General features: G+C 39.6%; 27 protein-coding genes and 1 pseudogene. 11 read left to right on the forward strand and 17 right to left on the reverse strand.

All coding sequences use genetic code 11. The annotated features are described in order from the left end of the window. Both FTU64_RS04130 and FTU64_RS04135 read left to right on the forward strand, forming a co-directional pair. Positions 1 to 89: pseudogene (locus tag FTU64_RS04130) on the forward strand (IS5/IS1182 family transposase); the annotation flags it as partial. Between the two features lie 19 nt (positions 90 to 108). Further along, the gene (locus tag FTU64_RS04135; protein WP_180055492.1) at positions 109 to 1,146 is read left to right on the forward strand and encodes an SIR2 family protein; all 1,038 of its coding nucleotides are present in this window, start codon (positions 109 to 111) and stop codon (positions 1,144 to 1,146) included. Between the two features lie 106 nt (positions 1,147 to 1,252). Here FTU64_RS04135 and FTU64_RS04140 read toward each other — a convergent pair whose 3' ends face one another. The 6 genes from FTU64_RS04140 to def all read right to left on the reverse strand — a co-directional run bounded on the left by FTU64_RS04140 (position 1,253) and on the right by def (position 5,192). Then, a complete protein-coding gene (locus tag FTU64_RS04140; RefSeq protein WP_180055493.1) occupies positions 1,253 to 1,621 on the reverse strand; it encodes an endonuclease domain-containing protein in 369 nt (122 codons plus the stop codon). A gap of 160 nt (positions 1,622 to 1,781) precedes the next feature. Continuing rightward, a complete protein-coding gene (locus FTU64_RS04145; RefSeq protein WP_180055494.1) occupies positions 1,782 to 2,822 on the reverse strand; it encodes a molecular chaperone DnaJ in 1,041 nt (346 codons plus the stop codon). Positions 2,823 to 2,912: 90 nt separating this feature from the next. Next, complete coding sequence (locus FTU64_RS04150) at positions 2,913 to 3,149, reverse strand: hypothetical protein (protein WP_180055495.1); 237 nt, start codon at positions 3,147 to 3,149, stop codon at positions 2,913 to 2,915. Further along, entirely contained in the window at positions 3,139 to 3,291 is a 153-nt protein-coding gene (locus tag FTU64_RS04155) for a hypothetical protein (protein ID WP_180055496.1), read from the reverse strand. The genes FTU64_RS04150 and FTU64_RS04155 overlap by 11 nt, the downstream gene beginning before the upstream one ends. 17 nt (positions 3,292 to 3,308) lie before the next feature. Beyond that, positions 3,309 to 4,520, reverse strand: a complete 1,212-nt coding sequence (locus FTU64_RS04160) for a GGDEF domain-containing protein (RefSeq protein ID WP_180055497.1) — start codon at positions 4,518 to 4,520, stop codon at positions 3,309 to 3,311. Between the two features lie 189 nt (positions 4,521 to 4,709). Beyond that, the gene (gene def, locus FTU64_RS04165) at positions 4,710 to 5,192 is read right to left on the reverse strand and encodes a peptide deformylase (protein ID WP_180055498.1); all 483 of its coding nucleotides are present in this window, start codon (positions 5,190 to 5,192) and stop codon (positions 4,710 to 4,712) included. Between the two features lie 742 nt (positions 5,193 to 5,934). On the opposite strand from def, the gene FTU64_RS04170 reads away from it, so the two are divergent. Beyond that, the gene (locus FTU64_RS04170; RefSeq protein WP_180055499.1) at positions 5,935 to 7,215 is read left to right on the forward strand and encodes an MFS transporter; all 1,281 of its coding nucleotides are present in this window, start codon (positions 5,935 to 5,937) and stop codon (positions 7,213 to 7,215) included. 54 nt (positions 7,216 to 7,269) lie between these two features. On the opposite strand, the gene FTU64_RS04175 is transcribed toward FTU64_RS04170, so the two are convergent. The 4 genes from FTU64_RS04175 to pnuC all read right to left on the reverse strand — a co-directional run bounded on the left by FTU64_RS04175 (position 7,270) and on the right by pnuC (position 9,503). After that, positions 7,270 to 7,767: a DUF2505 family protein gene (locus FTU64_RS04175; RefSeq protein ID WP_078192225.1), complete on the reverse strand. Its 498-nt coding sequence runs from the start codon at positions 7,765 to 7,767 to the stop codon at positions 7,270 to 7,272. Positions 7,768 to 7,944: 177 nt separating this feature from the next. Further along, entirely contained in the window at positions 7,945 to 8,118 is a 174-nt protein-coding gene (locus FTU64_RS04180) for a hypothetical protein (protein ID WP_180011477.1), read from the reverse strand. 423 nt (positions 8,119 to 8,541) lie between these two features. Next, the gene (locus FTU64_RS04185; protein WP_180007552.1) at positions 8,542 to 8,841 is read right to left on the reverse strand and encodes a hypothetical protein; all 300 of its coding nucleotides are present in this window, start codon (positions 8,839 to 8,841) and stop codon (positions 8,542 to 8,544) included. Between the two features lie 77 nt (positions 8,842 to 8,918). Next, positions 8,919 to 9,503, reverse strand: coding sequence for a nicotinamide riboside transporter PnuC (gene pnuC, locus FTU64_RS04190; RefSeq protein WP_180055500.1), 585 nt, complete (start codon positions 9,501 to 9,503; stop codon positions 8,919 to 8,921). Between the two features lie 222 nt (positions 9,504 to 9,725). On the opposite strand from pnuC, the gene FTU64_RS04195 reads away from it, so the two are divergent. Genes FTU64_RS04195 through FTU64_RS04205 form a run of 3 tightly spaced genes read left to right on the forward strand, consistent with a single transcriptional unit; the run spans position 9,726 to position 12,070 of the window. Continuing rightward, on the forward strand, positions 9,726 to 10,511 hold the full coding sequence (locus FTU64_RS04195) for a crotonase/enoyl-CoA hydratase family protein (RefSeq protein WP_180055501.1): 786 nt from the start codon (positions 9,726 to 9,728) through the stop codon (positions 10,509 to 10,511). 54 nt (positions 10,512 to 10,565) lie between these two features. Next, positions 10,566 to 11,456 (forward strand): alpha/beta fold hydrolase, encoded by an 891-nt coding sequence (locus FTU64_RS04200; protein WP_180059277.1) that lies wholly within the window; start codon positions 10,566 to 10,568, stop codon positions 11,454 to 11,456. A gap of 50 nt (positions 11,457 to 11,506) precedes the next feature. Beyond that, on the forward strand, positions 11,507 to 12,070 hold the full coding sequence (locus FTU64_RS04205) for a TetR/AcrR family transcriptional regulator (protein ID WP_180059278.1): 564 nt from the start codon (positions 11,507 to 11,509) through the stop codon (positions 12,068 to 12,070). Here the strand turns inward: FTU64_RS04205 and FTU64_RS04210 are convergent. Then, complete coding sequence (locus tag FTU64_RS04210) at positions 12,052 to 12,540, reverse strand: hypothetical protein (RefSeq protein ID WP_180059279.1); 489 nt, start codon at positions 12,538 to 12,540, stop codon at positions 12,052 to 12,054. The two genes, FTU64_RS04205 and FTU64_RS04210, sit on opposite strands and share 19 nt — an antisense overlap. A gap of 435 nt (positions 12,541 to 12,975) precedes the next feature. Here FTU64_RS04210 and FTU64_RS04215 point away from each other — a divergent pair, with 435 nt between their 5' ends. Beyond that, entirely contained in the window at positions 12,976 to 13,422 is a 447-nt protein-coding gene (locus FTU64_RS04215; protein WP_180059280.1) for a GNAT family N-acetyltransferase, read from the forward strand. Between the two features lie 143 nt (positions 13,423 to 13,565). Here FTU64_RS04215 and FTU64_RS04220 read toward each other — a convergent pair whose 3' ends face one another. The 5 genes from FTU64_RS04220 to FTU64_RS04240 all read right to left on the reverse strand — a co-directional run bounded on the left by FTU64_RS04220 (position 13,566) and on the right by FTU64_RS04240 (position 18,316). Further along, positions 13,566 to 15,362, reverse strand: coding sequence for a diguanylate cyclase domain-containing protein (locus tag FTU64_RS04220; protein WP_180059323.1), 1,797 nt, complete (start codon positions 15,360 to 15,362; stop codon positions 13,566 to 13,568). A gap of 187 nt (positions 15,363 to 15,549) precedes the next feature. Then, on the reverse strand, positions 15,550 to 15,888 hold the full coding sequence (locus FTU64_RS04225; protein ID WP_180005310.1) for an FKBP-type peptidyl-prolyl cis-trans isomerase: 339 nt from the start codon (positions 15,886 to 15,888) through the stop codon (positions 15,550 to 15,552). An 80-nt stretch (positions 15,889 to 15,968) separates the two neighbouring features. After that, positions 15,969 to 16,592, reverse strand: coding sequence for an MgtC/SapB family protein (locus FTU64_RS04230; RefSeq protein WP_180005309.1), 624 nt, complete (start codon positions 16,590 to 16,592; stop codon positions 15,969 to 15,971). A 114-nt stretch (positions 16,593 to 16,706) separates the two neighbouring features. Next, positions 16,707 to 17,237 carry a YaeQ family protein gene (locus FTU64_RS04235; RefSeq protein WP_180041946.1) on the reverse strand — a complete coding sequence of 177 codons (531 nt, stop codon included), beginning with the start codon at positions 17,235 to 17,237 and terminating at the stop codon, positions 16,707 to 16,709. Positions 17,238 to 17,302: 65 nt separating this feature from the next. Next, positions 17,303 to 18,316, reverse strand: coding sequence for a GTP-binding protein (locus tag FTU64_RS04240; protein ID WP_180059281.1), 1,014 nt, complete (start codon positions 18,314 to 18,316; stop codon positions 17,303 to 17,305). A gap of 568 nt (positions 18,317 to 18,884) precedes the next feature. Between FTU64_RS04240 and FTU64_RS04245 the strand changes: the two genes are divergently transcribed. From FTU64_RS04245 to FTU64_RS04255, 3 genes are all read left to right on the forward strand, one after another. After that, positions 18,885 to 19,106, forward strand: coding sequence for a hypothetical protein (locus FTU64_RS04245; protein ID WP_078191424.1), 222 nt, complete (start codon positions 18,885 to 18,887; stop codon positions 19,104 to 19,106). A gap of 343 nt (positions 19,107 to 19,449) precedes the next feature. Next, positions 19,450 to 21,054, forward strand: coding sequence for a bifunctional 3-(3-hydroxy-phenyl)propionate/3-hydroxycinnamic acid hydroxylase (locus FTU64_RS04250; protein ID WP_078192235.1), 1,605 nt, complete (start codon positions 19,450 to 19,452; stop codon positions 21,052 to 21,054). Between the two features lie 298 nt (positions 21,055 to 21,352). Further along, the gene (locus FTU64_RS04255) at positions 21,353 to 21,856 is read left to right on the forward strand and encodes a hypothetical protein (RefSeq protein WP_180005306.1); all 504 of its coding nucleotides are present in this window, start codon (positions 21,353 to 21,355) and stop codon (positions 21,854 to 21,856) included. Between the two features lie 175 nt (positions 21,857 to 22,031). Here the strand turns inward: FTU64_RS04255 and FTU64_RS04260 are convergent, their stop codons facing one another. Next, complete coding sequence (locus tag FTU64_RS04260; RefSeq protein ID WP_180005326.1) at positions 22,032 to 22,640, reverse strand: glutathione S-transferase family protein; 609 nt, start codon at positions 22,638 to 22,640, stop codon at positions 22,032 to 22,034. Between the two features lie 215 nt (positions 22,641 to 22,855). On the opposite strand from FTU64_RS04260, the gene FTU64_RS04265 reads away from it, so the two are divergent. After that, complete coding sequence (locus FTU64_RS04265; RefSeq protein ID WP_257222189.1) at positions 22,856 to 23,644, forward strand: DUF4349 domain-containing protein; 789 nt, start codon at positions 22,856 to 22,858, stop codon at positions 23,642 to 23,644. The last annotated feature ends 88 nt before the right edge of the window (positions 23,645 to 23,732 follow it).

Genomic DNA, 23,732 nt, shown 5'->3' on the forward strand with positions numbered 1-23,732 from the left:
GAGGAATTGCCACAAGATACGATAAGCTAAAACGTAACTATCAAAGCGCTGTTGCTTTAGCTTGTATATTTATATGGTTGCCTCTTTAGCTCAATTTATCGGCTGTAAATGTCAACACACCCTAATAATTTAGTTTTTGAAAAAAAGGAAGATTGGATCATAAAAAGAAATGAACTAATCGTTGATTTAAAAGATCTATATAAAGACAGTGGAAAAGTTTCTCTTTTACTTGGAGCTGGGGTTTCGTGTAGTGCTAATCTACCAAGTTGGGATGAGTTAATTTCAAGTTTATTTATCACCTACTTAGTTAATAGTAGTAGTGATAATAAAGAATTAAGCACTATGCGTGCAGGTGAATATGTTGAAATCATTAAACATATAAGTAAAACCTTTTCAGAAAAATATTTAAAATCTGCTTTACTTTCAGCTCGATATTTACGCACAGGATTCTCTACTCAGAATCAAGATTCAAAAAGCTTTATGAAGGAATTACAAAGAACTCTTTATAATAAAGAAAGAAAACAATCTGAATTAATTAGTACAATCGGAAAATTGTGCATTCCGACTAGAACTGGTGCAAAAGTTAAATCTATTATTACTTATAATTTTGACAACTTAGTTGAACAACATTTATATAATATTAATTTAAAATATAAATCAATCTATCTTGATAACGATAAATATAGTAATGAACAATTACCCATATACCATGTTCATGGATTTATTCCAGAGAATATAGAATTAGAAAATGATGACTCATTCGAAAAAATGGATCTAATTTTTTCAGAAGAAGGTTATCACCGCATGTACTCCAACCCCTATCATTGGTCAAATTTAATCCAATTATCAATATTAAAAGAAAATACATGTATGATGATTGGCTTATCAATGGATGACCCAAATCTAAGACGATTACTCGAAATTGCACAAGCAGGCAATGAAAACATTCAACATTTTGCCTTTTTAAAACGTATTAGCATTTCTGAAATTTCAAAAAAAACTAAGAGTTCATCACCATTAGAATCATCATTTCTCGAAAGACATCATAATTTACAGGAATTAATGTTCTCTGAACTAGGAGTAAATATTATTTGGTTTGAGAAATTTGAAGAACTGCCTGAACTTCTGAATCAACTTTTAAATTAACTTACCTCCTTGCGAAGCAGTGCTTCTCATCCAATGAGGGAGCGTCACTTGAACTTATATTTGCATGAGTTTAGTAATGAATATTCCCTCTCCTTTTAGGAGAGGGTTAGGGAGAGGTTTGTTTTAATTCAGAACATCTCCGCCACAAATCATCCAACACCATATCCGTCCCACCCAACACATCATGGTTCCAATACCGAATCACCTTTAACCCCAAAGCCTCTAAAAACTTAGTACGTTCAGCATCATATTCAATCGCATCATCCATTCCATGCTGACTGCCATCCAACTCAATCACTAAACCAATTTCATGACAGTAAAAATCCACAATATAAGGTTTGATCACATGCTGACGGCGGAATTTAAGATTCATAAAACGCTTGGCACGGAGTATTTGCCACAACAGGTTTTCTGCATCGGTGGCGGTATGGCGCATGGTTTTGGCGAATTCTAATAATGCAGGGTCTATTTTCATTTTTTATTTTTCTCTTAATTATATTGTGAATATGTGATACGCAAAGAAATTCCCTCTCCTTCCAGGAGAGGGCTAGGGAGAGGTGCTTTTAAATATTTTTCATTATAACTTCAACCCTCACCCCGTCCCTCTCCCAAAGGGAGAGGGAGAAAAGCAAAATCTAAAGCACCCCATTCTCCAACAACACCTCCAACCCTTTCACCTTCTCCATATATTTCAAACGTTCCTTTTCCCATTTCACTTGCTCTTTCAATACCGAAACATCGCCATCAATCACCTTATACACATCTTTCACCTGCATATTTTTCGGCTTCGGTTTTTCACTCCAGTGAAAGCTATCCGTGATGTCATCAATCTGACTGGCTAGGCGTTGGCTTTGTGCTTCTAGCGCCATTTGATAAAACTTTAAATGTTCATCAGTTAAGGCTTTAGGGCTTTTGCCTTTATTGGTTTCAAGCTGTAATTGCAGCTTTAATAAATAAAACAAATCCTGTGCTTCATGAGCTTGGTTCACCACTTGCAGCAACTCTGTTTTTTCTGCTTTTTTAGCTTCATCAGGCTCACGGTCAGGGTGAATCATGGCAGTGATTTTTAAATACACAGTTTTCAGTGATTGGTTCACTAACTTTTCAGCTTGCTCACGTTTTTGCGCAAGTCGTTTACGCTGATGCTCTTTTTTCTCACGTTGATATTGTTCGCTGTCCCATTCTTCATAAGACTCATGTTGTTCTGCAGCGTCCAGTTCTATATCAACATGACTATTTGTGTTTAGCTGTTCTGCTTGTGCTGACTTGCCCTTTTTATTTGGCTTTTGATTATGTGCATGATGCTGCTGATAAAAAGCATCTACTTCAGTGACTTTTTCAAGTTCGGCTGTATTTAAGTAATTGGATTTTTTCAACTGCTTTGCCAATTTCGCAAGCTTCACATCGAGCTGAGCTAAATCCGCTTTAGCAAAGTCTTCTTGCTGTAGATGCTGCCAAAGCTGCCCAAGCTGACGAAAGTAGACTACATGCAAATCACGATAGATCGGCACAAGTTTGAGTTGAATATAACTCTGAATTTCACTTTTGGCATTTTTCCAAAGCGTTAAATCTTGTTTTTGCTGTTCAATTTGCTCAATCAGTTTATTCAGCTTTTTATGCTGTGGGGATAAAGCTTCAGCACTCGGGAGTAGACTGACTTTTAGCTCAAAAGACATAAGCAAATTTAACGCAAAAAGAAAATTATAGCCGATCTAAGCACTAAACTTATGAGCACCTTGTATAAATCAACAATGGACTTTTATCCATTAACGCTCAAACCGTTGTAAATATTGACTCAACTCTTCTCGAACAACCACCTCATGTCCTGCATGACTTCGACTTTGCTCCAAGAGATGCTCTGAGTCGATCACTGCCACGCGATGACCATCTGCAATTAAACGATCTACGCCTTCAAAGAGCATTCGAACACCAACATCGTGTATCAAAGAAATATTGGTCAGGTCTAAAACGATATGGTTCTTCGCAACAGGTTCATTCTGCAATAGTCGCTGCCTCATTACAGATGAAGCGCTGTTGAACACATTTTTGTACCCACGCCGCTAAGCCATGATCAAAATGAATATTCCGTTGCTCAGTCTGAAAGTGGAGCTGCGCTAATCCGAGCTGAAATTGTAATTGCTGCATCGCTATCTTTTAAGTTTTTAATCTTCTGCCAAGTTTAACTCACGAAAGCTACGCACTTGGTTACGTCCTTGTTGCTTTGCCATGTACAGCGCTTGATCGGCCATACGCGTGACCACAGCAGACGGTGTCCCCTCAATCGCAGTTGCTACACCGAAACTTGCACTAATCTTCAACATTTGATGGTTGGCTATCATAGTTTCAGCTTCAGAAATGGCCAATCGACAGCGTTCAGCGACCTCTATCGCCTGCTCTAAACTCTGATTTTTTAGAATTAAAATGAATTCTTCACCGCCATAACGCCCAACCACATCTTGTACACGAGTATTGTCATTTAAAATTTGAGCAACACGTTGTAAAACGGCATCTCCTGCATCATGTCCATATTGGTCATTGATCAATTTAAAATGGTCGAGATCAAGCAAAACGACTGCAAATTCAGGCCGTGTCTGTTTGCTGAGCGTATCAAGTTCATGACTGACATAACGACGGTTAAACACATTGGTCAGGCCATCGACACGGCTGAGGACTTCCATCTTTTGTTCACGGTGTCGCCACTGTAAAAGCAAAATCTGAAAAAACACTGCACTCACAATCAATATGGGTAAATACAACTCCGCCATACTCATGAGCCAAAAGGCATTGTCGTAAAACTCACTCTGTTTTAAAGCCGGGCTGAAAATCGGTGCATATTCTAGATGGTCAATCGAAGTTTGATAGCAAATGTAGCCAATAAACAGTGTGATCGGAAATGTAATACTGAGCATAATTGCAGGACGATAAAAAACTAAACCGACCATCAACAAATTGACTGTTCCCGCCATGGTGGCAGGACTATAGATCCCGATCATATAGCCACCATAGATCATGCCGATCCCAAACAGGACGGGCGCAAAATAGCTAAAAAACAGTCTAAAATTTAAATATTTTTTGAAATAAAGACTGAGTACTGCCAATACGCCATAACTGAGTAGGACTATACAAGCGACGATGATCCTGAACTTGAGTTCACTCGGATTAAACCAAATCCGATTGGTCGAATAATAAAAATTCATGATGCACCACTTCAACACGCTAACTTGACTCAGCATGCCAAAGATGAGAAGTAAACGCCCTTTATCGTAGTCAGACCAATTGATAATGAGATAGTCCGATTCAAACAAAAGATGCTTCAACTTACGCCATTGTACGCCCCATTTCGTACAGACAGCATTGCCCCAATTTTTCCCCATTAATCTTCTTTTTTATTTTATTATTTCGCTAGTTATACAAGGTTTTAGCTTCAAAAAGAAAGCCTATTTCACAGTTATAAGTGCAACATTTGAAGCCTTTAAACTTCACTTGCAACACTATTCAAATTACTTTTCCGCTATTTTTTTAGCTCAATTGGTCATTTTTATATTTTGAAATAACATGGTTTATTATTCTAAACGCTCGGTGAATAAAATCCCATTCAGATGATCGACCTCATGCTGTACGATCCGTGCGGGAAAACCATTCAGGGTTTTCTCTTTGACTTCACCTTGAAGCGTCAAATATCGCACGTGAATTTGCTCGGCTCTCGGGACTTGTCCTCGTGCATTCGGCACACTTAAGCAGCCTTCTTCACCCAAAACCGTGGTCGTAGATCGAGATGTAATCACTGGATTGACCATCACGATCGCCTCCATTTCAGGCGCATCGGGATAGCGTAAATTTGCACGTGAAGCCACGATAATCACCCGCTTAGAAACATAAATTTGCGGCGCCGCAATGCCTACGCCTTGACGCTCAAGCATGGTGGCATGCAGTGTTTCGCTCAATGCAATTAACCATGCAGAACCTATTTCAGACGCTTGCACCTCTGCGGCAGTTAGCGTCAAAATCGCTTCTCCACGCTGCGCAACAGCAGCAATATGACTCATGTATTTATCCTTTTTTAAGTCTAGCGGGCTTAAATTATTTAACTGATGTAACGCACGTAAAAGTAATTTCACAATTTTAAAATGATATTTAAGTTTATTCGACGGAGTCTTACATCTAGGATTTAAATAAAGGGATTAGCCTTCGGCTGGAGGTACTCTTACGAAACGTTGTTTCTCATTCGGCAAAATGAGAAGCAAAGCTTCGCAAGGAAACCATCTTGCGGTGCAATGCACCTCACCGACAAAACTCGTTCACTAGTATCAAATTATTCAAAGTATCGCAAAAACTTTTTTGATTAGAAGGAGTCCTGTCTCAAACACTTGCGGATGACGTTACCGCTTATCATTCTTTCATTTGAATCAAATTACGCTTCTGATGTTACTGCGTAACATCAGTTATTTAAAAAAAAACAACCATGCAATATGCATTATTATCGGTTCTGAGTATAAAACAACGGCATGCTATGGCTTTGAATCTTTTATGGTTTATATAGAGCACAAAGTAAAATAGCAGATCACACCGCCCTATACTATTGATATTTATCATTTATATTCCAAGATTTAACGCCATCCATCACCAATCATTCTTTAAGTTAATGCGACTTTATCTATATTATTTTGTTCTTAATTCACGATATTTTCATAACTATAAGTTTTTAATAAGGCAACAAAGTTTGATTATTCAATAAAAATTTGAATCACTAAAATCCTCAAATGCTATTTGCTGCTGGAAAATATTTGCATGGAAGCTCAGCCACGCCTGACTCGTCAAGATAAACGTACCCTCGGACTGTCATCCCTCGGTGGCGCACTCGAGTTTTATGACTTTGTCATTTATGTGTTTTACGCCAAAATTATTTCGGAACTGTTTTTCCCCACTGGACTCAGTCCATTTTGGGCGATGCTGAATACTTACGGTATTTTTGCAGCCGGATATTTTTTCCGCCCATTGGGTGGTGTGGTGATGGCGCATTTTGGCGATTTGATTGGTCGTAAGCGTTTATTTAGTTTGTCTATTTTACTCATGGCTCTGCCTACACTGATGATCGGTGTGATGCCAACTTTTGAAAGTATTGGCTATGCAGCACCACTTTTGCTCCTACTGATGCGTGTGATTCAAGGCATCGCGATTGGTGGTGAAATCCCTGCGGCATGGACTTTTGTTTCAGAGCATGTGCCTGAGCAAAAAATTGGGATTGCCAATGGTCTACTCACTGCCGGCTTATCTTTGGGTATCCTATTGGGCGCACTGATGTCATTGTTTATTTCATTACAATTTACAGAGTCAGAAATCCATGACTGGGCATGGCGGATTCCATTTATTCTAGGCGGGATCTTTGGTTTTGTTGCGCTCTATCTCCGCAGTTATTTAAAAGAAACGCCTGTATTTAAAGCCATGCAAGAAAAGAAACAATTGGCTAAAGAGCTTCCAGTAAAACAAGTGCTGCAACAACACAAAACAGGCGTTGTGATTGGTATGCTGTTTACATGGTTCTTAACCGGCTGTGTTGTTGTGCTGATTTTAGCGATGCCAAATTTACTCACGGGCGCCTTTGGTTTTGAGCGTGCCGATGCCTTTAAAATGCAAAGTGCCGCTATTGTGATGCAAATGGTCGGTTGTATCTTGGCAGGTCTTTTGGCAGATCGCTTCGGTGCGGGTAAAGTGATGCTGTTCGGTTCACTCCTTGTCGCAATAATCGCGGGCGTGTTCTATAACAGCTTGGGTCATGTGGCAGCATCGACCGTGTTTGCGCTCTATATGCTGCTCGGTTTGGCATCAGGTACGGTTGGTATGGTGTCTTATAGTATGGTGAAAATGTTCCCTGCACAGATTCGTTTCTCGGGCATTTCATTTTCATACAATTTGGCCTATGCCATCGCGGGTGGTATCACCTTGCCATTGGTTCAATGGTTGAGTTTATACAGCAACATTGGCGCCATGTATTATATTTGGACCGTCTGTTTGGTGACCTTCTTTACTGCGATGCTCTATCGTCAACGTTTTGAAAAAACATCTCATTAAAATAATAAAAAAAGCGGTCAATGACCGCTTTTTTTAAATCTCTTTCAAATCAATTCAGGCTTTTAAATTTTTACGCAATTCATCTTCTACAATTTCAATCTCAAGCTGACTAAAACGACGAATTTCACCTTCTGCATGTTTTTCAAGTAATCCACCAATCAGTGGAACTTTGACTTTCACCGTCCAGTCCAAATTGAAACTCACTTGTGTTGCATCACCACTGACACTTCGTTTACAACTGGCTTCGAGCGGTAGGTTCGGATCTAGTTTGACGTCAGATGTTAATGCCGCCAAATTACTAATATCCGTACGTTTCAGACGAAACGCATCTTTTAAAAACTTCTTGGCAATATCTGGAATATTTACATCAAGGTTATAGGCACGTTTTAAGGTATACATATCGCCTGTTTTTTTTGATTCTAAAATTTCTAGATTTTCACCCGGTATGCGTTTGCACACCGCTTCATGCAAGCTGATATCTGCGGCTAGTCGTTTAAAATCTTCAAGTGAAACGCCATGAATTGTGGCATTGACGGTAAATTGATGTGCCATTCTCGTAATCCTTAAGGTCAATATTGGTTTTATTGTTTTATTTCGCCCAGTCTACAGTTGCTAAAACTGTGCTTTTAATTAAATCGAAAAGCGTTATGGCTGTCATTGACCTGAAACCAAGCTAGAAAAACAGAATTGCCATACAGCAACTCATTGGACTCTGCCTTAAAGGACTTTTTAATAGATTTGCCCATGCTTATCTTTAAACTCGAGCTGAAATTCCCAGCCCGCATCGATTTTTAAATACATCCCTGCATAGGACAACTTTGCGTACCAATGACCGAAGCCGAGGCTAAAAATATCAAAGCTGGCTTGTTCAGGCAGCTGTTGTATTGGTTTTGCATGTATCAAAGCGCTGGGTTCATAAGACGTGCAGTGCGAGCCATAATGATGAAAAAGTTCAATACATAGCTGATTAACTGATGTTATGCAGTAACCATCAAAGCGCAATTTACTTCAAATAAAAGAACGATACGCGGTAAGGTCATCCGCAAGTGTTTGAGACAGGACTACTTCTAATCAAAAATGTTTTTGCGATGCTTTGAATAATTTGACGGTAGTGAACGAGTTTTGTCGGTGAGGTGATTGCACCGCAAGATGGTTTCTTTACGAAGCACGCTTCTCATTTTGCCGAATGAGAAACAATGTTCCGTAAGAGTACCTCCAGCCGAAGGCTAATCCCTTTATTCAATCTTTAGATGTAAGACTCCGTCGAATAGACTTAAAAATCATTTTAAAAGTGCATAAGTACTTTTACGTGCGTAACATCAGTTGTTAATTTAAGATCATGCTATGCACCACACCATCCCGATCACGGTGTACCAATTTGATTACTTGTGAATAATCGATCAAAACGCTTTGGTGTTTGTAACTGATTTGGATGCCGTATTCATCTGCACCATCATCCAAACCGCTGATGCTACATTGCGTGCCTTGTGGAAATGCATTGAGCCATTCAGCGTTATACACATCTGCTATTTGTTCAAACTGAAAAAAGCTCGCTTTTTGCTGCAATAGAAACCCAGCTTGTCGATCAAAACGCAGTTGCTGCTCAAGTTGAAAGTCGATAATCATGACTCTGCACGCTCTTTACTTATTCATCGGGTTCGGAATCGGCTATTAAAAGTAGCTTTGCCATCACCCAATGATCCTTATAAAGCTTTCATCGCCTGTTGCTGCTGTTTATTTTTGACTTGTGTCCATTGCCACCAACCAAATGCCGCCAAGCCCACAAAACCAGCATACAACGCCGCAGTGAGATACAGGTCTTTGTATATAAACATACCCACATAGATAATATCGACAAATACCCAAAGCACCCAAGTGGCAATATGTTTCCGACTGGTCCAATACGTTGCAAGTAAGCTAAATGCGGCCAATTGTGCATCCAAAATCGGCACGGCTGCATCGGTAAAATAGTGCAGGCTTAAACCAAAAATCAAACCGCCCACCGCAGCTAAGAGCATTTGAACGATCACAATTTTGGTCGCAATCGGTTCAATACGAATGTCGTGGTCTTGTTGTTTGCCCTTCAACCAATGATAAAAACCATAGAAGTTCACCACTACAAAGAAAAACTGCAAAATGGTTTCGCCATAAAGTTTGTAGGTATAAAACAGGTAGGCATACAGCAAAAAAGCTGCAAAGTTAAACCACCAACACCACATATTTCGCTTAATGGTTAAAGTCACCCCGATTAAGCTAATAATGACTGCAAAAATTTCTAAGTTTGACATGGTTGATTGGGCCTTAAAAAAGCTGCAGCTATTATGGAAAAAATCAGCCCAAAGGCAAGCTCTACCCCACACTATTTCATATCAACTCTGTAAATTTTAAATCAAACCATTCATCCAACTTACTTTGATTTTGATGTATTGAACGCATCAGTTTTGACAGTTTTCTAACAATCGTTTAAAAACTTAGGTATGCCTAAAGAATAATCAGAAGGAATCATCCAAATGTCAGAACAACAAGGTCGTGTAAGTCGAGAAATCCATGGTCATCTTTATTTAATCGGTTTGGACCGTGCAGATAAACGAAATGCGTTTGACAGTCATTTAATTCATGACCTTTCACTGGCGCTCACTGAATATGAAGATGATCCAAATTTACGCTGTGCAGTGATTTTTGCTCATGGTGATCATTTTACTGCAGGTCTAGACTTGGTCGAACTACAACCCAAACTTGGCAGTGGACTGTTTAATTTTCCTGATCAGCAAATTAATCCGTGGGGAACCAACTCACGACAACGAAAAAAACCAGTTGTGGTCGCGGTACAAGGGTTCTGTTTTACAGCGGGTATTGAACTCATGCTGAATGCCGATATCGTGATCGCACAGCGTCACACGGAGTTTGCTCAAATGGAAGTGCAACGTGGCATTCTTCCCTTTGGTGGCGCAACAGTTCGCTTTGTGCAAGCAGCGGGTTGGAATAAAGCCATGCGCTATTTACTCACAGGTGAACGTTTCAATGCGCAAACGGCATATGACATGAACTTGGTGACTGAAATCACTGAGCAAGCGCCCTTATCTCGTGCAATAGAACTTGCAGAACAAATTGCACAGGCTGCACCACTGGCGGTTCAGGCAACACTCGCTGCAGCACAGCAAGGGGTGCATTTGGGAGCCGATGCTGCCTTTGCTCAATTGGATCAGCACTTACAACCACTACTAAAAACACAAGATGTACAAGACGGTGTGATGGCCATGCTACAACGTCGCGCAGCCAATTTTCAGGGCAAATAACCCTTTATTTAAACTGAATAAACCCTTTACGTCCTGCCTATCAAGAGAAAAATTATGTCAACGGATTTAGAACCAGCAGCGCAAGAAATACATAGTACACCCGTGAGTTTCCCTGCAACCGATGGTTATACGCTTTCAGGCGTTGAATATCGGCCTAATACTGCCGCTAAGGCCAATATTATTATTTCAAGTGCGACAGGTGTACCTCAACAATTTTACCGTCGTTTTGCCGAGTATGCCGCAGGACTCGGTTATCAAGTACTGACTTTTGATTATCGTGGTATAGGACGTTCTGCACCGTCAAAACTTAAAGGCTTTAAGATGTCTTATCTTGACTGGGGACGTTATGACCTTTCTGGTGCCATAGCTTATATGCAACAACACGGTCAGGAAACTTTTCTAGTGGGACACTCCTATGGCGGCCAAGCACTAGGACTTACCTCAAATCATGATCAGATACGTGCCATGTATTGTTTTGGCACTGGCGCAGGTTGGCATGGCTATATGCCCTTTAAAGAAAAAATGAAAGTTCATGTGATGTGGAATATCGTTTTTCCGCCGATGGTTGCCATCAAAGGGTATTTGCCTTGGAGCAAACTCAATATGGGCGCTGACCTTCCTGTCGATGTCTATAAACAATGGCGCCGTTGGTGTAAAAACCCAACCTATTTCTTTGCCGACCCTGAGCTGAGTGAGCTATCTCAACAATATGCTGCAGTTCAAACGCCGATTTATGCGGTCGCTGCACTTGATGATGACTGGGCATTACCTAATTCACGACATGCTTTTATGCAACATTATGCGCAAGCATCAATGCACTATATCAATATTGAAGCGCAAGATTATGGTCTAAAACAGATTGGTCATATGGGATATTTCCGCAAAGGTGCTGAACCCTTATGGCAGGAAGTGATTGGACGGTTTGATGAACTATTAGTCGCCTAGAGCAATTTACTTTATACACATCATATTGATTTATTCGAATAGAGAGATACATGCGTCCACGGAAAAATACCTCAGAACATCTATTACTACAGTCAGCACACGCCTTTAAACGCTATGGCTATATGGGCTGTAGCATGGGGAAATTGGCCGAAGCCTGTGGACTTTCAAAAGCTGCGTTTTATTATGACTATCCGAATAAAGACGCTTTATTAATGGAAATTTTAAACCTGACGCATGTAAAGTTACAACACAGTATTTTTCAGCAATTACAACAATCCACTACATCCCCTCAACAGACTTTCCCGCAAATCCATCAACTAGCCATCCAGTTTTTTAGCCAAGGCGGATTAGGTTGTTTGGTCGGGATTTTAAGTATGGAACGTCAACATTTGCCTACCGAGATTTTTGCAAAATTGCAGTCCATCTTTCACGAGTGGCAACTCGCCTTTGAAGTGTTTTTTCAGCGATGTATGAACATCGAACATGCCGCGCAACTTGCCAAAATCAGCTTGGCGGATTATGAAGGCGCAATTTTAATGGCTCGAATGAGTGATGATTTGAGTTATCTCGATTTAGTCCGAGACCGCATTTTGCTTCAACTTGCAGAGTCTTGATAGCGATATTCTATTTTATGTTCTTCGCCAAAACGGTCGACATGTGTATAAAACTCGCCGTATCGACCTAAATAATACTCGAGTGATTGATTGTAAAAATTCCAATAAATCGACCATTCATTCAGATCTAATTGTCGAATTTGAGTTTTACAATTCACTGGCATGCGACGTAAAAAGACTTCTTGTAACTGCTCGGCTGCCTGTAGCGAATCTAATTTGTATTGTTGTTGAAAGAAAATTTCCGCAATATCATCAAAAAGTTGCTGTTCATATTCATCAACTTCAATGACTTGATCGACTTGGCGTATAGCATCATCATTCGATGCCAAAGTGATACTGTTCGATTTTTCTGGTGCTTGATAGCGCGAATATTTTTGACGATATTTTTCTGTTTTTAGGATTTTTTTGACCACAATGCCCGCTGCAGACAACGCCATCAGAATACACAGCACAATGAGAAAATTAACCATAATGACAACCTACTGCCGATGACACGCCTTTACATCTTGAGCCATCGAATATTTTTATGAACTAATATAACGCACAATAACGCTTAAAATTCATACAGAATTATTTTAAAGCTGAAATCTGGCCTATTTTCATCGTTAATTTATTTCAAATTATTACTCCTTCTGCATTCATTGAATATGTATAGATTCATGTTGCATCTACTTTTAGTTTTAAAATCAGTATGAATGGATGAATTTATGTCGATTTCTCTCTGTATTTAGCGATTAATCCATAAATATACATTTGTAAATTTTGCAACAATTTTGAAATAAAAACCCAACCCAACGGCGCAATGGCAGCAAAAAAACATAAAACGCAACAATAAGCCTCTTTAAGCACAGGTCGATATCTTCTGAAATGGCAGGCTGTTGGAGTTTTTATAAAAAGAAAAAATTATGATACGCGAAGCACAAATCCAGGACATACCCGAAATTATTCACGTGATTCACAACAGCATTCGTTCATGTATCCAGGACCATCAACGTAATGAAAGTGTGATTCAAGCTTGGCTTGAGGAGGCAAATCAATCGAATATTTTAATGTGGATGCTTTACAACGACAGTTGGGTCTACGTCAGTGACAATCGAGTGGTCGGCTTTATTTTAGTCAGTGATCAGGGACAAATTTTACTGAACTATATCTGCCCTGAACGTCAGTACCAAGGCATTGGTAAGGCGTTATTGTTAAACATGATGCACTGCGTCCAGAAAAAGAATATTACCGAGATCAGTCTAGAAAGTACCCATACGGCACTCGCCTTTTACCAAAAATATGGCTTTGTCGCACATCAGGATTTTGAGCCTACTGATGTTCCGCTTAAATTGGTCAAACAACTCTGCTAGTAGAGAGATAAAGTTCGTAGAGGGATAGATTTTCAAATAAGATGATTGTATAGATGAATTTAAAGATAAATGAATCTAAATAAGTATTGGCAATGGATACTACCGATACCTCCACAAAGTTTTAAACCGTTTACGACTAGGTATCAAGGCTTAAGTTGATCGCGTCCTGCCTGTTTGGCCATATATAAATAATGGTCTGCATGTTTCATTAAAGCTTCGATACTGTCAAAGTCATTTTGCTTATCCATCCATGCCATGCCCAAACTTAGAGTGACGTAATTTTTGTCATCACCCCGATTAACATGTTCAAGCTGTTCATTACGCATGGCTTCGAGTACCAATTGTAATTGCTCTTGGGCAATCGCATACGGAACATCATGCATCAATATGGCAAACTCTTCTCCCCCGTAGCGAGCCACATAGGCTGAACTTGGCAGGGTATTTTGCATGGTTTTCACGATCTGCTGTAACACCTCATCGCCTTTGAGATGTCCATAGTGGTCATTATAATTTTTAAAATAATCAACATCTAACATGGCAAAGACCAGTGTTCGATGGCTATGAAAACGGACTTCCGAATATAAGCGTTGAATTTCAGCATTCAGTGCACGGCGGTTGAATGCCCCCGTTAAGGCATCAATACGAATTTGTAGCTCTAGCTTTTTATTCAGCTCGTGAAGCTGTAAGGTGCGCTCTTTGACTTTCTGATCGAGTGAACTGTTTAGCTCAAGCAAACTATTATTCAACTGTTCCGTATGCATCGACTGCTGTGCATAATGATGCGATTGCTGAAACATGATCAACAAGGCATACAAACTGGTTGAAATGAACGATAAATTGACTGAATCAATCAAATTCATCATCAGCAAAAAGTCGTTTAAAAAGGTAATGCACAGGAAAATAACCGCGATTAAATTTAATTTTGAATACGGTTCTTTCTTTTTCAGTGTTAGGTAAAAACCATAAGCAAAATTACTCAGAACAACGATCACATAAGCAAAGCTGTAGGTTGCCAAAGGCTGAAAAATCTCAGGCGTCGAAACAAAAGTCACTGAAATATTCAAAGACAATAGCAACATCGCGATCTGATAATTTAAGGTAAATAAATAGCGACGACTGAGCAAGTGGATATAACTTAAAAAGAAAATCGACGCCAAATAAGTAAATAAATATTCTAATCGCGTGCCCCACAACCAATTGATATCGGTAAAAGTGGTATAGGCATAAGGTGCTGAAAATAAATTATGGAATGCTAAAAAGACAATAAATAAGCCAAACACCAAATTACTTCGGCTATTGCGACCGCGTAAACCTCGGAAAACAGAAAATAGGATCGTAAATAGTCCCACACCCAAGACGGCGCCCGACACCATTCCAATACTCATCATTTGTTGTTGGAATTGGCGGTTTACTGTCTTAGCAATACCAATACGCATCGGGTTTTCAAACCCGCCGTGCATACTGTTAAAACTCGAAGCTTGAATGGTTAAAGTGAAATATTCATCTTGTGCCACAAAATAGGCAATTCGCGGTGCATTCTCCGTTTTTTGTTCTGCTTCAGTACGCCCCACCTCGCCCAAACGAACGATCACATCACCATTTAAAAATACCCGATACGCACCGTACTGATTTGGAATCAATACCGCGATACGTCGACCAATAAATTGTTTAGGGATTTGGAAATGTCCAGTAAATGTCCCAAAACCTTTACTGTCCCCTGTGATGTCTTTAAATGATGCAGGCAGATAGACCGTTTGACCGACTAGAACCGAACTCGGAGACGTTAAAAATTGATTTGGATAAAACAACCATTTGCCTTGTAAGAGGCTACTGGTGTCTTCCGTGAAGTAGATTTGGTTAACTTCGTTTTGATATTTTAAATAAAACGATTTAGGAGCAGTTTCATACTGTGCTTGAGCAGTCGATACAGTAAATGCCAGTGTAAAAATAATAAAGGTAAAAACCCAGAACAATCTGGTACAAGGCAACTGTAAATACAATGGCTTTGATTCCTGCGTTTATACTCGAGTAATTATTCTAATCTACGGTAAAAGACAAAAATAACAACTACTATTTTATCAAATTGATCAATAACGTCCATGTCATTGATCTAAAACTATTGATCTATTAATCGCGAGTTTTTACGTCATACAATTCAATCTCAAAAATAAGATTTGAATTGGCAGGAATTACATTACCCATTTTACGCTCACCATAAGCCAAATGTGATGGTACGATTAACTTACGTTTACCACCGACTTTCATCCCCATGATGCCCTGATCCCAACCTTTAATTACACGGCCTGTACCAATCACCGTTTCAAAATAATTACCACGATCCAATGATGAATCAAATTTAGTACCATCTTCTAACCAACCAGTATAGTGAGTTGTAATCAAAGCACCTTTAACCGCCTCTTTACCTTCGCCTACCACTAAGTCAATAATTTCTAATTCTTTGCTCATGCTCTCAACCTCAAATGCCGCAATCTAAATAAAGCACTATTATAAACAGGATTACTTTGGATGCCGTAGTAAATACGCTGTTAAAAATTGAGCTCCAGAATATCCTGATCATTCATTAGATCTTGAGTTAATTTTCTATGGTTTGTCGCAGAGCCAATTAAGATCCAACGCCCACTGATTTTATGTTCAGTTTTATGTCGCACACTACGAACCACTTGCATTTGATAGGTTTTAAACAGCTCTTCATAGTCATCCAGCGTTTGTTGTCGAAAGTGACAAACGATACGATAACTCCGTGCTTGGTTTTTCGCTTCAATCCACGCTTGAATATAAATCAAAACAATTAAAACGATCAGCACAATCACCGTACCAATCAAGCTCAGCATGACATAGCCCGCTCCCGCAGCCATGCCTAAGGCAGCGGTCATCCAAATGGTAGTTGCTGTGGTAATGCCTGAAATTCGATTTTCATCTTTAAAAATTACCCCCGCACCCAAAAAGCCGAGGCCAGTCAAAATATTGGCCGCAATTCGATCATGACTATCAACGCCGATACGTAACGATAAGATAGTAAATAAACATGAACTTAAACTGACCATAATCATGGTGCGCAGACCTGCCGACTTACTTCGGTACTCACGTTCCGCACCAATGACAGCGCCAATCATAAGCGCCACAAATAACAAATAAAAATCAGGGTACATCGGCTGCTCCCCATCTTTAAAATTTTCTCATTGTTTGTAGATATACCGAATTTTATAGTCAGGATGCAAGCCTAAACTCACACCCATCATGAAGAGTTAAATCAAATGATAAACTTATTGCAATTGTGTCCATTCAATAACAGCTTGAGCTTTATCACCTATCAAAGTCCATTCGCCGTCCATTACGTTTAATTGTAAAGACATGGTTCGTTCGGATAACTCTTGAATGGCAGCTGTACTCGCTTCAGATAATTGCCAAATCTCAACATTCTTCAGTGTTTTCAATTTGCTGTTGCGTTTATACCATTCATCTACTGATGAACCATAAGTAATCACAGCAACGTTTGGGCAACGTGCACTGGCTTTTTTGACTTTGTCTTCGTCAGGACAGCCAACTTCAATCCATTTCACCAATTGGCCTGTTAAATCTTTTTCCCACAGCGCTGGTTCGTCTGTTTCGAAAAGATCTTTGGTAAATTCTAAGGCTTCATCTGCATAGCGTGCATATGCCAAGACACGTACCATCAAACGTTCAATCGTTTCAGAAGGATGCAAAGCCATTGTCAATTGATAATCACCATATTGGTGTACATCCATATTGGCAATGTTCAAATCTGCTTTATAAATTGTAGCTTTTAGCGCCATAGTAAAGTCCTCAAATTTGGCGCCTAGCATATAAGATTTAGCAAGCTTTTGCTGCGCTGATTTACTTATTTCTCAGCTTTCTCGGCATCGATACGACACTGCATTAAACGATCTTCAAATTCGAGCCATTCACGTTCAGTCTGGTAAATAATTTCGACACGATTATCGATACTTTCCTCGCTCGACTGATAATTAAACTGATCGGGATTAAAGTTAAAGGTTTTCCACCCTTGGTCTGTCTGAAAAATACCTTTGATCCGTAGCCAATCTTGCTGCTCACAGAGTAAATCTAACAGCTCAAAAAAGTCGAAAATCCATCGTTTTGGGAGTTTCCAACCTGCGACACTATAGCCCTGAGCGGATTCAACATAATGATAAGGCAACTGTTTAATTTCTGTGGGTACATCGACCAACGTTTGCTTTTGTATCGCCAATAAAGGCTGAATTTTACGAGGACTTCCCACATAGGCGAGATCAATATTTGCCAATTTTAAATCACCTTTGACGACATTGATCCATTGCTGCTGATACGGTAAATACGTTTGTTTGAGTCGTTCCAAACCAGCTTGATCGGCATCACTCATGCAATCGACATGAGACACCACAACGATTTGTGCCACTTTGAGTTGATCGGCATACAGATTTTGCGAAGTCCACTCTTGATCATGTAAGCGTGAGCCATCAACCACGGTTACCAATGCCCGCATGGCTAAATGCGGATGCCAATGTGGCTCGGTCAATTGCTCCAATAGTTGTCCCGGATGCCCTAAACCTGTCGGCTCAATAAACAGTCGGTCGGGTTTCACCTCTGACAATAATCGTGACAACGCAATTTGCATCGGCAGTTGGCTGCTACAACATAGACATCCACCCAATAATTCCTTCACCGCAAAGCCCTGATCTTGCGGCAACATCTGTTGATCGACCCCGATTTGCCCAAACTCATTCATCAGTACGGCCCAAGTTTCGCCCGCTGGCTTTTGCTTTAATAACTGCTGTAAAACTGTGGTTTTACCCGCACCTAAAAAGCCAGAAATAATATGAACCGGAATCGCACCGTGGGTAGAAACTAATTTCAAAAGTGAGTCACTCAAATAAATAGCCAATGATTGATGGCCTTTACCATAATGATTTCAAAAAAATGCTGCAAGCCTAGTCTTCATTTCTCCGTCTTCATTTTCCTAAAGCATAGATCAGCCTAGTATCCGAGGCATTGAATGATGATCTGGCTGTTAAACAGCCTATTTATTCCATTTGCATGAATGCATGACATATCTGGTCACATTTTATTGGCAAAGTTAACTCTTATATTTAAAAAAATAGCCATATCGAAAAGAATCCTTACATTTGGATTTTAGTGAAAATTCTGGATTCAGCTTAATTACGACTTCGATGTAATCATCATGTAAACAATGAATGAATCATGAAGTCGATTTGGTCATTTTTTCTTGCAAAGTTAAATGAAGATTCCGATATTTTTTTACATTTAAAACACAGGATGGACGGTTATGTATTCATCCAGTTAACCAGTCTGTTTCACTTTGTTGCTCGCATTGATCACTCGGTTTTCTCGATTTAGCATGAGTTCTCTCCTGATGGACGTGATGATCTTTTCAGGACTTACTAAAATATATAAGGATGCTCAAAATGAAATTAACTCAAATTTTACTTGCTTCTACTCTAGCTGCTGCAGCTGCAACAAGTTTTGCTGCCAGCAAAGATAAACAAGAAGCACCTGAACAAGAAAAAGTAGTGGTTAGCACTCAAGAACAGCCAGCGACTGAAACAACTGCTGCTGAAGGTACTGCTGCTCAACCTGCTTCAGAAGCAAATGCTGAAGGTTCTGCACCAGCTCAACCTGCTCAGTAATAGACGGATAGCGTACTCCACACGCTAAATTCATTTAGTCTGCTGCTCAACATTTATCCCTCATTAATAGAATGTTGTGCTAAATGAATTAAAGTCGCCGGATCATTGAAAAATGGTTCGGCTTTTTTATGCTCAAAGCCACTGATTAATAGATTTTAATGATCGATAAATCATTCAAAATGATTGATGATTTTCATATAAATAAATATATATCATTCACTTAAAATAAAACCCTGCAAAAAACACGACAATTCGATTCATCGTTTCGACTTATGCCTAGCTTGTTGAAAGTCTCTGTTTAGAACTTAATAGTGGCATATGTGAAGTGATTGGATGTTTACGCATGAGCAATAAAGCAAATTACACAACGGAAGTTGCCATTCTGGGCGCAGGTCCTGTCGGCTTAACCATTGCAAACTACTTAAGTAAGCAAGGCGTCAATGTCACTGTGATTGAACAACTGGACAGCCTGATTGACTACCCACGTGCGATTGGTATTGATGATGAATCATTACGTACCATCCAATCATTAGGTTTAGTGGATCAAGTATTACCACATACAACACCGAACCACGCGATGCGTTTCTTAACCCCTAAAGGTCGTTGTTTCGCTGACATTCAACCGCTCACTCGTGAATTTGGTTTCTCACGTCGTAATGCCTTTATTCAACCACAAGTCGATAATGTACTACTACAAGGTTTAAAACAGTACGAAACCACAAATGTTTTATTCTCTCGTCAATTGTCTGATTTTAGCCAAGATGCCAATGGTGTAACGCTCAATATTCAAAATAAAGACGGTGAAGCTGAAAAAATTCAAGCGCAGTATTTGATTGCTTGTGATGGTGGTAACTCAGTGGTACGTCGTACCCTCAACATCGGCTTCGATGGTAAAACTGCACCGAACCAATGGATCGTGATCGATATCAATAATGACCCACTCGCAACGCCACACATTTACCTATGCTGTGACCCTGTGCGTCCTTATGTATCTGCTGCGCTTCCACACGGTATTCGTCGTTTCGAATTTATGGTGATGCCTGGGGAGACTCAAGAAGAATTAAGCAAACCTGAAAACATTGCCAAACTTTTGTCGAAAGTACTTCCAACGACCGATGGTATTGAAGTGATTCGTCAGCGTGTTTATACCCACAATGCGCGTATTGCAGATAAATTCCGTGTAGACCGTATTTTACTTGCAGGTGATGCTGCGCACATCATGCCAGTATGGCAAGGTCAAGGGTATAACAGTGGTATGCGTGATGCATTCAACCTTGCGTGGAAAGTTGCAATGGTTGTACAAGGTAAAGCTGGCCCTGCACTTTTAGATACGTACCAAGTTGAACGTAAAGATCATGCAAAAGCGATGATTGATCTTTCTGTAATGGCGGGTCATGTCCTTGCTCCACCGAAAAAATGGCAAGGTTTCGTCCGTGATGGTATTGCCTATGCACTCAATTACATCAAACCGATCAAGCAATATCTATTGGAAATGCGCTTCAAGCCAATGCCGAAGTACAACGACGGTGCATTGATCAATAACGGTGTTAAAGACTCACCTGTAGGTAAAATGTTCATTCAGCCACATGTGCAACTTGAATCTGGTGAGAAAGTCCTACTCGATGAAGTCATCGGTAACGACTTTGCAATCATTGCTTGGGGCGTCGATCCGAAATGGGGTCTGTCAGATGCGACCATGAAAAAATGGCAAAAATTGGGCGTTAAATTTATCCAAGTATTGCCTGCTGTTCAGCTCAGCAATGAAAATCGCACCAAGTACGACAATGTGATTACGATTGGTGATATTGGTACCGATATTCGTGGTTGGTTTGGTAAAACCACTGAATCTGTTACGATTCTTCGCCCAGACCGTTTTGTTGCAGCGATTGCAATTCCACAAACTTTAGACAGCGTGAGCCAACAATTGTTTGCAAAATTGCATGCTTAATAATCTAAATAGATCTGCAAGAATTAAAAATCACCATGCATAAAGCATGGTGATTTTTTCTATAATCACTATAAACATCGCATGCTATAATCGTTCAATACATAATTATAAGCTTCGCAAAATGCAAAAAAGATTTCAGAAATTATTCATTTATAGTTTGTTGGGCTTTATTTTTATCTGTTCACTCATTTTCGTAGAGATACATCATTTTCATGCCAATAGTTGGTTAGCTATTTTCGTTTTTTGCCTCTGTTTTCTTATTTCTTTGAATTGCTATTTATTACGCTTAGAAAAAGATGTGAACAAAAACGAAGAATCTAATTTTTTGTCCTTCCATTTATACATTTCATTTTTTTATGCAGTCATTGCCAGCTTTTTTCTCACCACAGTGATTCTTGCTTTATTTGCATTACAAACTCAATATTTTGGTCAAGATAAAAATATCATTCTAAAAGGCCAAGTCTATTCACCCACATTTACACTAGAAAAGAAGCCCTGCCGAACTCGCCTTAAATTTCCCGAAAGTGGTTGGTCTACCTTCGCCTATCTCTGTCTAGATACCAAGAAACACAACTTTTATGGTTATTACAAACTCCATTTGAAAACCAGTTTCGCCGGGTCTACGATTCAGGATTATGATTGGATTGATGATCAATTAACATATCAGCAGCATCGTGCCTTAGATATGGATCCACATCAAAAAAGACTGCTTGAAATATATGCCAAACTTGAAAGAGATTTAGGCCCACCTCTATCTGATGATGAAGCCGATGATTTTTTAAATAGACCCAACAACGATTGAGTCTATTTAATTTAGCGCAATATATGCCATACATTATCTAGGCAATAATTAAAATCGCTTTATCATCTTAGTGATTGATATTTAAAACTCTTTCTTTTTAATTCTCAAAGAAAGAGTTATATGAATAGACATATAGCAATACCACGTTCAGCCAACAATCAAATAAGCATCCAAGTTAAACCGACTGAAACCAATGCACATCTTTTACCGATTCACGTTGCTGAATCTGCTGAATAAAAGGTTTAAATTCATCTAAATATGGCAATATTTTGAATGAAATTGCATACACCATCCAATAAGCTAAATACAAATCTGCTGCGCTAATTTTATCCCCCAACAGATATGGCTGGACCTGCGCAAGCCCTGTTTTAATAAAATCTAAAAGTATTTTTTCATTACCAAAACTCAAACTGCCACGTTTTTCATCCATCAACTCTGTGCTAATGCCGACATTTTTCATGTCCATATATTCAGTCAGCGGACCATGACAGAAAAACATCCATTTCAAATATTCACCACGTTTTGGATTATCCAAGGCGGGTGCTAAACCTTTGTCACTGAATTTATCGGCTAAATAACTAAAGATGGCTGCAGTTTCACTGATCACGGCAGTACCATCGACCAAGCAAGGAACTTTGCCCATGGGGTTAATCTTGAGATATGCCGCTTGATGCATCTCTTCATATGGCACTTCAATAATGTCAACTTCTGACTCGATGTCTAATTCTTTTAATAAAGGCAGAATGGTATTACTGCGTGAGCGTGGATTGCTGTAGAGTTTCATTGCTGGGTTCATTGTAGATATCCTTATTTTCATCCTTGTTGTTCTGTCTATTACTATACGCGGCTTTATGTAGAATTATGTTGCGTTCATCCGTGCTTTAAACACTTTCCGATACAATACGCCCGACTAATAATTACGCTAAATTTGAATTTATATTTAAAGCAAAAAGTATTTACTCCGACTTTCTGATAATCAAACAATTGAGCTCTACATCGATGAAAAATAAATATTTAATTGCCATGTTTACGGTGATTTTAATTTCAGGCTGTTCCAAGAAAACCGAAGAAATGGCAACTGAAGCCAGCGCAGATGCACAACCTGCTCAAGTCAGTACACAGCAAGATCAAGCAGCGGAAAGCACTTCCAATGAGCCGTCTACCACGCCTGCAACAACACAAAAACCTGAAACTATTTTAAATGAGCAGGTCAACCCAGCCGAAGCCTCACGTAAAATGGTACGAGAAGCCAATGTCAGTTTTGAGTCGAAAGATGTCGTTAAAACGGCCTTAGAAATTGAAAAACTGACGCTAAGTTTAGGCGGCTTTATTGAACAGAAAAATATCGACTTTATGGTGCAAGAGAGTCAATCCTACCCGATTGCTGACGGCAAAATTAAAATCTTCGAAAAAGTAAATCCGCAAGCGGAAATGATCATTCGTGTGCCAAGTGAAAAAGCTGCACATTTCGTCAATCAACTGTTACCACTAATGCATTTTTTGAACCGTCAGCAATATTCGGCAAAACGCTATGAGCTAAAACTACTCGAAGAAAAAATGTCGCAAACACAGGTCGTGCCCGACCATGTTTCTGCAGCGCAAGTCAATGAAATCTCACGCCTGACCCGCTTAGAAGTTCAAGATCGTGTCCGCTATAGCACGATTGTGATTAGCTTTACTCAACCTGCCACTGTCCGTGAACATATCGATATTAACCTTGATGCTGTTGCGCAGTTAAATGGCGATAGTTTCTGGCAAAGAGCATGGTACGGTATACAAAAAGGGTAGCAATTTGTGTTGAGCCTGTTGGTTGTTCTCATTACGATTTGGCCACTCTATCTGATTATACTCATCGGTTTGATTGCCTACCGCGTGA

It is taken from the genome of Acinetobacter sp. YH12128, assembly GCF_013418655.1.
In the GTDB taxonomy this organism is placed as follows: Bacteria; Pseudomonadota; Gammaproteobacteria; order Pseudomonadales; family Moraxellaceae; genus Acinetobacter; species Acinetobacter amyesii.